Annotated in this window: 1 rRNA gene; it reads left to right on the forward strand. The window is 55.5% G+C overall.

Annotated elements, in window-relative coordinates:
* The first annotated feature begins 141 nt into the window (after nucleotides 1-141).
* Nucleotides 142-3266 (forward strand): 23S ribosomal RNA (locus AB0I34_RS43880).
* Nucleotides 3267-3372 lie beyond the last annotated feature (106 nt).

Here is a 3372-nt window from a genome sequence, read left to right on the forward strand (position 1 = left end):
ATCTGATGGGTGTGTTGTTTCCCTTGAGGGTGTCCTGCACTGGTGTGTGGTGATGGATGGGCTGGTGTTCCTGCCCGTATTTTGAGAACTGTATAGTGGACGCGAGCATCTCTTTGTAGCGTAATTTTGTTGTTTTGTTTGTGACAAGCTACTAAGGGCAATCGGTGGATGTCTTGGTACCAAGAGCCGATGAAGGACGTTGGAGCCTGCGATAAGCCCCGGGGAGTTGGCAACCAAGCTGTGATCCGGGGGTGTCCGAATGGGGAAACCCAGCTGGCATTCTAAAGCCAGTTACCAGTGCCTGAACACATAGGGTTCTGGAGGGAACGCGGGGAAGTGAAACATCTCAGTACCCGCAGGAAGAGAAAACAACAGTGATTCCGTGAGTAGTGGCGAGCGAAAGCGGATGAGGCTAAACCATGTGCGTGTGATAGCCGGCGTGCGTTGCGTATGTGGGGTTGTGGGAGCATTCAGACACTAATGCCGTGGTGTCGGAGAGTTATAAATCATCGTTGAAGTCGAATCTTCTGGAATGTTGAGCCGTAGTGGGTTATGGCCCCGTAGGCGTAAGACGGTGACTCTCGAGTGTTTTCCCGAGTAGCACGGGACTCTTGAAATCTTGTGTGAATCTGGCGGGACCACCCGCTAAGCCTAAATACTTCTTGGTGACCGATAGCGGACTAGTACCGTGAGGGAAAGATGAAAAGTACCCCGGGAGGGGAGTGAAATAGTACCTGAAACCGGTTGCCTACAATCCGTCGGAGCACTCTTCGGGGTGTGACGGCGTGCCTTTTGAAGAATGAGCCTGCGAGTTAGTGGTGTGTGGCGAGGTTAACCCGTGTGGGGTAGCCGTAGCGAAAGCGAGTCTGAATAGGGCGCTTTAGTCGCATGCTCTAGACCCGAAGCGGAGTGATCTATCCATGGGCAGGTTGAAGCGTGGGTAAGACCGCGTGGAGGACCGAACCCACCAGGGTTGAAAACCTGGGGGATGACCTGTGGATAGGGGTGAAAGGCCAATCAAACTCCGTGATAGCTGGTTCTCCCCGAAATGCATATAGGTGCAGCGTCGCGTGTTTCTTACCGGAGGTAGAGCACTGGATGGTCTAGGGGGCTTACCGGCTTACCGAAATCAGCCAAACTCCGAATGCCGGTAAGTGAGAGCGCGGCAGTGAGACTGCGGGGGATAAGCTCCGTAGTCGAGAGGGAAACAGCCCAGATCACCAGCTAAGGCCCCTAAGCGATTGCTAAGTGGAAAAGGATGTGGAGTTGCCCAGACAACCAGGAGGTTGGCTTAGAAGCAGCCACCCTTGAAAGAGTGCGTAATAGCTCACTGGTCAAGTGATTCCGCGCCGACAATGTAGCGGGGCTCAAGCAATCCGCCGAAGCTGTGGCATTCACACTCGTACCCGGCTTCACCTTTCGGGGTGTGGTCCAGGTGTGTGGATGGGTAGGGGAGCGTCGTGCAGCGTGTGAAGCAGCCTAGTGATGGAGTTGTGGATGCTGCACGAGTGAGAATGCAGGCATGAGTAGCGAATGACGGGTGAGAAACCCGTCCGCCGGATGATCAAGGGTTCCAGGGTCAAGCTAATCTGCCCTGGGTAAGTCGGGACCTAAGGCGAGGCCGACAGGCGTAGTCGATGGACAACGGGTTGATATTCCCGTACCGGCATTAACACGACCCGACCGAACCCGCTGATGCTAAGAACCAGAATCCACGAGACCTTCGGGTTGAGTGGTGGACGGTTTGACCCGAGGTGGTAGTAGGTGCATTGAGGAGTGACGCAGGAGGGTAGTCCAACCGCGGCGATGGTAGGCGTAAGCTGATCCGCGGGCAAGGTGGTAGGGCGAGGCATAGGCAAATCCGTGTCTCATTGAGCCTGAGAGCCGAGGCGGACCCGTTTAGGGGAAGTGGATGATCCCATGCTGCCGAGAAAAACTTCGCAGTGAGTGTTAGAGCCGCCCGTACCCCAAACCGACACAGGTGATCAGGTAGAGAATACCAAGGCGATCGAGTGAACCATGGTTAAGGAACTCGGCAAAATGCCCCCGTAACTTCGGGAGAAGGGGGGCCGGAACCGTTACCTCACTTGCTGGGGGAAGCGGTGATGGCCGCAGAGACCAGGCCCAAGCGACTGTTTACTAAAAACACAGGTCCGTGCGAAGAAGTAATTCGATGTATACGGACTGACGCCTGCCCGGTGCTGGAACGTTAAGGGGACAGGTTAGCTGGTTTCGGCCGGCGAAGCTTTGAACTTAAGCGCCAGTAAACGGCGGTGGTAACTATAACCATCCTAAGGTAGCGAAATTCCTTGTCGGGTAAGTTCCGACCTGCACGAATGGCGTAACGACTTGGGCGCTGTCTCAACCGTGGACTCGGCGAAATTGCATTACGAGTAAAGATGCTCGTTACGCGCAGCAGGACGGAAAGACCCCGGGACCTTTACTACAACTTGGTATTGGTGGTCGGTACAACTTGTGTAGGATAGGTGGGAGACTGTGAAGCTCGGACGCCAGTTCGGGTGGAGTCATCGTTGAAATACCACTCTGGTTGTTCTGGCTGTCTAACTTTGGTCCGTTATCCGGATCAGGGACAGTGCCTGGTGGGTAGTTTGACTGGGGCGGTCGCCTCCTAAAAGGTAACGGAGGCGCTCAAAGGTTCCCTCAGCCTGGTTGGCAATCAGGTGTCGAGTGTAAGTGCACAAGGGAGCTTGACTGTGAGACAGACATGTCGAGCAGGGACGAAAGTCGGAACTAGTGATCCGGCGGTGGCATGTGGGAGCACCGTCGCTCAACGGATAAAAGGTACCCCGGGGATAACAGGCTGATCTTCCCCAAGAGTCCATATCGACGGGATGGTTTGGCACCTCGATGTCGGCTCGTCGCATCCTGGGGCTGGAGTAGGTCCCAAGGGTTGGGCTGTTCGCCCATTAAAGCGGCACGCGAGCTGGGTTTAGAACGTCGTGAGACAGTTCGGTCCCTATCCGCTGCGCGCGCAGGAGACTTGAGAAGGGCTGCCCCTAGTACGAGAGGACCGGGGTGGACGAACCTCTGGTGTGCCAGTTGTTCCGCCAGGAGCACGGCTGGTTGGCTACGTTCGGGAGTGATAACCGCTGAAAGCATCTAAGCGGGAAGCACGCTTCAAGATGAGGTCTCCCACCGGGTTAACCGGGTAAGGCCCCCAGTAGACCACTGGGTTGATAGGCCAGAAGTGGAAGCATCGCAAGGTGTGTAGCTGACTGGTACTAATAGGCCGAGGGCTTGTCACACACCCACACTTTTGTGTGGACCAAGACACTAGCTGCGCTATGTAACAAAGTATGTTCGCGTTCACTGTACGGTTCCCGGAATACGGTCAACCCCAGCCTCGCCGGC

It is taken from the genome of Kribbella sp. NPDC050281, from assembly GCF_040655855.1.
Classification (GTDB): Bacteria; Actinomycetota; Actinomycetes; order Propionibacteriales; family Kribbellaceae; genus Kribbella.